Origin of the sequence: Agrobacterium sp. MS2 (assembly GCF_003261015.1) — a bacterium.
Classification (GTDB): domain Bacteria; phylum Pseudomonadota; class Alphaproteobacteria; order Rhizobiales; family Rhizobiaceae; genus Agrobacterium; species Agrobacterium pusense.
The window spans coordinates 1-5,973 of record NZ_QLNF01000046.1; the positions used below are offsets into that span (position 1 = coordinate 1).

A 5,973-nucleotide genomic window follows, 5' to 3' on the forward strand; every position below is an offset into this window, starting at 1 on the left:
TCGTTTCGTAGGACACGACGATGCCGCGCTCCAGCAGCATTTCTTCCACCAGCCGCAGGCTTAACGGGAACCGGTAATACAGCCAGACGGCATGGGCGATGATATGCGGTGGGAAACGGTGGTTCTTGTAGCTGATGGTCTGCGTGCTCATCACGTCCGGTTATCCGTCAACCGTTAAGCCACGAACAACGTGACAACGCCCTGGCGGCGGTGGAAATGCGCAAGCGGAACATCAGCCTTTGGGGGCGCTTACGGAAGTCAACCGGCGTCGCCCGGCCGACAGACGTCCATCACGCTGGCGACGGCATCGGTGTCACTGGCGTCTTGCCCTTGAAGTCGGTGATGATCTCGCCGATCAGCGCCCGTAGCCAGCGGTGTGCACGATCGTGCTGGCAGCGGACGTGCCAGGCCATCTCCACGGGAAAGCTGCCGAGGTCGACCGGCGCCGGCAATGCCTTCGTGCCTGCTTCCATCGAGCGATACAATGACCGCTTTGCGGTGACCCCTACCCGCCCCGAGTGAGCAGTTGCAGCCCAGATTACAGCTCGGATGAGTCGCAGTTCAGTGCCAGCATAGTCGTTCGTCGAGCCTTTCACGACATTCGCGTAGAGTATGTGTGGCGACGGCCGCAGCTATGAACGATAGGGCCGGGGGCCTGTGTTTTCAAATGTTTGTGAGCTAAAGCCGGACCTGTGGTTCGATTCCGTTCACATCAGGTTTTTTGTCAACGGTTCATTTTGTTGTCATCACAAAGCGTCCTTTTTTAGCGGATCCATGGTCCGAGCCCATCGCTTTGCCGGCTCGCTATCGAGCCTGTACAACCTCACATACGGTCGCCGCTCCAAACGGCAGCACCAATTTCCCGCTTTCGCGGGCGCGGGCTCAGGAGAACGGGACCAATCTCAAGACCGGCTCTTAGCCAAACGGAATCCCGGTCCGTTCACCTGGATCCGTCAGGGCTGATCACACCCTGAGGATTTGAATTCTCGTATCACAGGCACTTCCCGCCTCAGGGAGTTTTCATGATTGCACCTTCGATCACGACGCCGGAGCTCACGTATTTCCACAGCGCAACGAGCAGCTTGCGAGCCAGTGCCACAATCATCGGCTTTCTCAAACGGCCGCCGTTTTGTGCGATACGCTTCTTAAACCAGCAAGATAGCGTTGAGGTCGGTTGGCGCCGTAACCACAGCCATGCGAGCTCGACCATGGTTGCTCTTAGACGTGGATTTCCGGCTTTTGACACGCCCTGCTCGCGATTGACGTTACCGCTTTGCCAGGGGGAGGGGGCAAGGCCTGCATAAGATGCGATTTGGCGCCGGTTGTCGAAGTGGCGGAACAGGCCTTCCGTGTACAGTATTGTAGCGAATTCAGGCCCAATTCCTCGGATGCCCAAGAGAGCGGCCGCTTCTTTCGGCGTTTCCGGCGTCTCCTGAACGATCAAGGCATCTCGCTCGGCTTCGACAGCTTTGATCTGTGTGAGTATCAGTTCGAGGCGGTCAAGCTCTCTACAGACTTCGGCCTTCAGGTGTTTTGATAGCGGACGTCCATCGCCTGTCCGAAGCTCTTCCAGACGCTGCCGTCAATCCCGATTGACCGGCTCATAATCCCGTATTCTTTGTGTGAACAGCAGACCCTTTATCCGATTGACGTGGAAGACACGCTCCGCAATCAGCGTTTTCCGCTCCCGTCCAATCCGTCGGTTGTCTTCTTCCTCGGGCGAGAGAAGCTTCACCATTGAGCAGGCCCGCGGCTCGCCACGTTTCCATGCAATCAACGCGCGGATTAGAGTTTCTCCATCAAGACGATCAGTCTTCGCTCGACGATGTCGACGCGGCATGGCGATCGATCCGGCCTCGACAATGTGGCTTTCTATCCACGCTTCCTTGTCGATTACCCGGCCTAGCCAGAAGCCATCCAGTCCGGCTTCCGGACTTACGACCAACGGGTACAGTCTGTCCTTCCGCCGTTTTGCTTTCTGGCGAAGCGCAGTGAAACATTCGAACAGGCCAATTAAATCACCTCCCGCCACGGTGTGGCGAGACATCTTCTCGCTACAAGGCGACAGAGCTGTCACCAGCCAGGTCGACTTGCTTAATTCCAAGGAGATGAAAATTGCGCCAAGATCGACGAGAGTGCCGGTCGGCGCTTGAGATTGATCTGCTGTCATCGGCATGGTTGGCCTCCAGAGAGTTTTCTAGCGACCTCACTCTGCCACGGTGCAGGCCGCTACTCACCCCTGATGGATCTCAAGTGACTGGATTTTGAGTCGAGGTGTACAGTTTTGCTGCGTTGCATGATTAACTTTTTCCTTTAATCGTTATAACTAGATTGCATGTCAAACGCACTACGATTGGCGAGTGGGCGGTTTGGCCGCGTCGCTCTGCTCGATATGGATCGTCCTCTTGTGCGGCATGCCCATCCGCACTGTCATGTCCTCCTAAAGGTTGAGGGAGTGGACACGCGCTTCAGCGTGGGCGAACGAACGGTCGTGCTCACAAATGAGCAGCCGGCTAGTAGTGCTGCGGTGGCGCGGCAACCGACGTCTGCCCGGCGTCCAGTTCTTCCGCTCGGAGCACGAGATCAACCGGCAGCAAACATCCCTAAAGTTTAAGGACCCGACGATCCGGCAAGCGCTCGCGCTGTGTCGATGATGGCTGTTCGCAGCCATCTGTGCGCGGGATCATGACGATATCGCACATGCCATGCCAGTTCGACCGGGAAGGTTCCCAGATCGACAGGAGCGGGAAGCACCTTGAGGCGGGCGTCGCGTTCAAGTCCGCGGCAGACTAGCATTGGCAATGTCGCGCAATAATCAGTGACGGCAATCATCTCGGGGACGGCGAGAAAATGCGTTACAGAGACGGCAACCTCACGCTTTAAGTTCTGCTTTCCCAACGCCTGGAAAACACCGGCCCGGATTCGACCGGGCGGAAGCACGTTGACATGCTTGAGGCTCTCGTATTGGTCCCGGGAGAGGTTGTCGCCGACATCCGGATGATCCCTCCGAACGATGCAGGCAAGCCCGTCGTCCATCAGATGCTGAACGACGAGATTATCCGGAGGGTCGACGATCCTTCCCAGTACCATCGCGGTGGTCCCTGAAATCACGCCGGTCTCGGCGAGATCATTGCCGAATGGTGTCATGCGAAGTTTGATGGCAGGAGCCTGGTCCCGCAGCCTCGCGACCAGTGCCGGCATCAGCACCAGTTCCACGTAGCTGTTCGGCGCAATTACAAAATGGCGCTCCGCGTCGGCGGGGTCGAAATCCTGCTGATGGATCACCACCTCGTCGAGTTGCACCAGAGCGGCCTCGATCGTCGGCCCGATCTCCTCCGCGAGCTGCGTCGGTTTGATGCCGTACCTCTCGCGGATGAACAACGGATCGCGGAGGAGATCGCGCAGGCGATTGAGCGAGTTCGAGAGTGCCGGCTGGGTTATCCCAAGTCGGCTGGCGGCACGCGTGACGCTACGCTCCTCCATGAGTGCAACGAAGACCGGCAAAAGGTTGAGGTCGTACTTCATCGAGATATATTCTCACACGAATATCTAAGATCAAAGAAGTAAATTTCTTAAATATCTCGTTCGGTCCCATCTTTGTTTTATCGAAAGGCCGATGCGGCTGATCGAAATCGGCCCAACTCAGCCGCGGCCAGTGAAAACCTCGGCATGACCAAAGGATACGACGATGAACGTTCTTATGGTGCTGACTTCCCACGACGAGCTCGGCGATACCGGCAAGAAGACTGGTTTTTGGTTGGAAGAACTCGCCGCTCCCTACTATGTCTTCAAGGACGCCGGGGCCGAAATCACGTTTGCTTCGCCAAAAGGTGGCCAGCCGCCGCTTGACCCCAAGAGCAACGAGCCTGGTTTCCGGACGGACGACACCCGTCGCTTCGAGGCCGACGCAGAGGCCAATGCTCAGCTTGCTGCGACTGTGCGCCTTGACGGCGTCGACGAGAAGGATTTTGACACGGTCTTTTATCCTGGCGGCCACGGGCCGATGTGGGACTTAGCAGAAGACGAGAATTCGATCCGACTCATCGAGTCATTCATAGCAGCCGGCAAGACGATCGCGCTAGTCTGCCACGCTCCGGGCGTTCTGCATCGGGTGACCAATCCCGACGGCAAGCCGTTCGTCCAGGGTCGCTACGTCACGGGCTTCACTAACACTGAAGAAGAGGCCGTTGGCCTGACCAGGGTCGTGCCGTTCCTGGTCGAGGACGAACTCATCAGCTTGGGCGCGGTGTACTCCAAGGTCAAGGACTGGGGCGTTCACACCGTGGTCGATGGCCAACTCATCACCGGCCAGAATCCGGCGTCCTCGGCTGAGGCCGCTGAAGCGCTCGTGGCCGCTCTGAACCAGACGCCGTCGCGGGTCGCCTGAACAGCAATCCAGCATCGCGGTCGGCGGCCGTGCCCAGCAAGATCGGATACGCAATGACCACGCTTTCCCTCAAACAGGCTCGCGAGATGATCGATAGATCGATCGCAGCAGCCGATGCCATGAACGTAGCCCGCTCGATCGCGATAACAGAGTCGACGGGTCACCTCCTGGCTTTCGCATGTCAGGACACGGCGATGCCGGGCTCGGCCGAGCCAACGGCGTTCCCCTGAACGCGCTCGACGTTTCCACAATCTATGGCGGTGCCGCGAAGAGCTTCACCGACTACTTGACCTATCGGACCTAGGTACCGGACACGGCTGCTCGGTAATTTCAACGAATGGAGATGAACATGAACGAAGGAATCGAAAACAAGGTCATCCTGATAACGGGTGGCAGCACTGGCCTCGGTGCTGAAACTGCCCGGCTGCTCGCCGGTCGTGGCGCCAAGGTTGCGGTCGCGGCCCGCCGCAAGGACCGGCTGGACGATGTCGTGGCGGAAATCGCGGCGGCTGGTGGCACGGCCAAGGCCTATGCGCTGGACGTCACCGCCAAGGACCAGGTCGAGGCGGTAGTTGCCAGCGTCGTGGCCGATTTCGGTCGCCTCGACGTCCTAATCAACAATGCCGGTCTGATGCCGATCCGCCCCATGTCTGAGGTGAATACCGACGAATGGGATCAGATGATCGACGTGAACCTGAAAGGTGTTCTCTATGGCATCGCCGCCGCGCTCCCGCGCTTCCTTGCGCAGGAGAGCGGGCACATCATCAACCTCAGCTCCGTCGCCGGCATCAAGGTCTTTGCTCCGGGTGGCACGGTCTACTCAGGCACCAAGTTCGCGGTCAGTGCAATCTCGGAAGGACTACGCCAGGAAGTCGGCGACAAGGTGCGCGTGACCTCAATCGAGCCGGGCGCCGTAGAAAGCGATCTCAAGCTCGGCACATCTGGCACCGCCACGGAGACGGTGCTCGACTTCTACAAGCAGGCAATTCCTGCGTCGTCGGTCGCACGCGCGATCGCTTTTGCGGTCGAGCAACCGGCCAACGTTGACGTGAACGCCGTCGTGCTGCGGCCGACCAGCCAGCAGTTCTGAGCCGGTTCGGTGCGCCGGGAAGACCGCGCCTGACACTTAACTCAAGTGCGGAGGTCGTCCGACCTCCGCACCCGATCACTATCCTGACCCTTTCCACCGGGATGCCCGCGGAATCTTGGCAAGTCCATGTGATGGCCAGAACTTCACACAAGGACTTTTCTAAATGTCTGTTTTAACTTCGGATCACCCAACGTCGAAAACCTCTGTCCCGCACCTTTGTTTTCATTCAAAGGAGCCGACGATGACCACTTACGACCACATCAACGAACTGCGCGCCGAACTTGCAGCGGCGATCGACCAGGCCGAGCGTCAGCAGATCGCAGCCGAGCTGGCGGCGGCTGAAGCGAAGCTTGACGAAGAAGAGGCCGCATTCGATGCGCTAATCAGCGCTGAGCCGCGCCACTAGGGCGGCTCTTTCGGATGCCCTTGTGTGATCTATGTTCAATGGCCGGCATCACATCTCGCTTTGCCGCCCCGTATGAACGCAGTTTATCGG

6 protein-coding genes and 4 pseudogenes are annotated in these 5,973 nt (G+C 58.5%); 5 read left to right on the forward strand and 5 right to left on the reverse strand.

Annotated features, from left to right (window positions below; all coding sequences use genetic code 11):
• The 3 genes and pseudogenes from DOU54_RS15220 to DOU54_RS15230 all read right to left on the reverse strand — a co-directional run.
• Positions 1–151 (reverse strand): annotated as a pseudogene (locus tag DOU54_RS15220) (IS6 family transposase); the annotation flags it as partial.
• A 139-nt stretch (positions 152–290) separates the two neighbouring features.
• Positions 291–473 carry a hypothetical protein gene (locus tag DOU54_RS15225; RefSeq protein ID WP_210206207.1) on the reverse strand — a complete coding sequence of 61 codons (183 nt, stop codon included), beginning with the start codon at positions 471–473 and terminating at the stop codon, positions 291–293.
• Positions 474–1,009: 536 nt separating this feature from the next.
• Positions 1,010–2,176 (reverse strand): annotated as a pseudogene (locus tag DOU54_RS15230) (IS110 family RNA-guided transposase).
• Positions 2,177–2,335: 159 nt separating this feature from the next.
• Here DOU54_RS15230 and DOU54_RS28165 point away from each other — a divergent pair.
• Positions 2,336–2,503, forward strand: a pseudogene (locus DOU54_RS28165) (AraC family transcriptional regulator); the annotation flags it as partial.
• Positions 2,504–2,610: 107 nt separating this feature from the next.
• On the opposite strand, the gene DOU54_RS15245 reads toward DOU54_RS28165, so the two are convergent.
• The gene (locus tag DOU54_RS15245) at positions 2,611–3,525 is read right to left on the reverse strand and encodes a LysR family transcriptional regulator (RefSeq protein WP_113731530.1); all 915 of its coding nucleotides are present in this window, start codon (positions 3,523–3,525) and stop codon (positions 2,611–2,613) included.
• A gap of 163 nt (positions 3,526–3,688) precedes the next feature.
• Here DOU54_RS15245 and DOU54_RS15250 point away from each other — a divergent pair, with 163 nt between their 5' ends.
• The 4 genes from DOU54_RS15250 to DOU54_RS27465 all read left to right on the forward strand — a co-directional run bounded on the left by DOU54_RS15250 (position 3,689) and on the right by DOU54_RS27465 (position 5,883).
• Positions 3,689–4,387 (forward strand): type 1 glutamine amidotransferase domain-containing protein, encoded by a 699-nt coding sequence (locus tag DOU54_RS15250; RefSeq protein WP_113731531.1) that lies wholly within the window; start codon positions 3,689–3,691, stop codon positions 4,385–4,387.
• Positions 4,388–4,440: 53 nt separating this feature from the next.
• Positions 4,441–4,617 carry a heme-binding protein gene (locus DOU54_RS15255; protein WP_113731532.1) on the forward strand — a complete coding sequence of 59 codons (177 nt, stop codon included), beginning with the start codon at positions 4,441–4,443 and terminating at the stop codon, positions 4,615–4,617.
• 119 nt (positions 4,618–4,736) lie between these two features.
• The gene (locus tag DOU54_RS15260) at positions 4,737–5,477 is read left to right on the forward strand and encodes an SDR family oxidoreductase (RefSeq protein ID WP_113731533.1); all 741 of its coding nucleotides are present in this window, start codon (positions 4,737–4,739) and stop codon (positions 5,475–5,477) included.
• A 241-nt stretch (positions 5,478–5,718) separates the two neighbouring features.
• A complete protein-coding gene (locus tag DOU54_RS27465; RefSeq protein WP_193603363.1) occupies positions 5,719–5,883 on the forward strand; it encodes a hypothetical protein in 165 nt (54 codons plus the stop codon).
• 13 nt (positions 5,884–5,896) lie between these two features.
• Here DOU54_RS27465 and DOU54_RS15265 read toward each other — a convergent pair.
• Positions 5,897–5,973, reverse strand: a pseudogene (locus tag DOU54_RS15265) (IS6 family transposase); the annotation flags it as partial.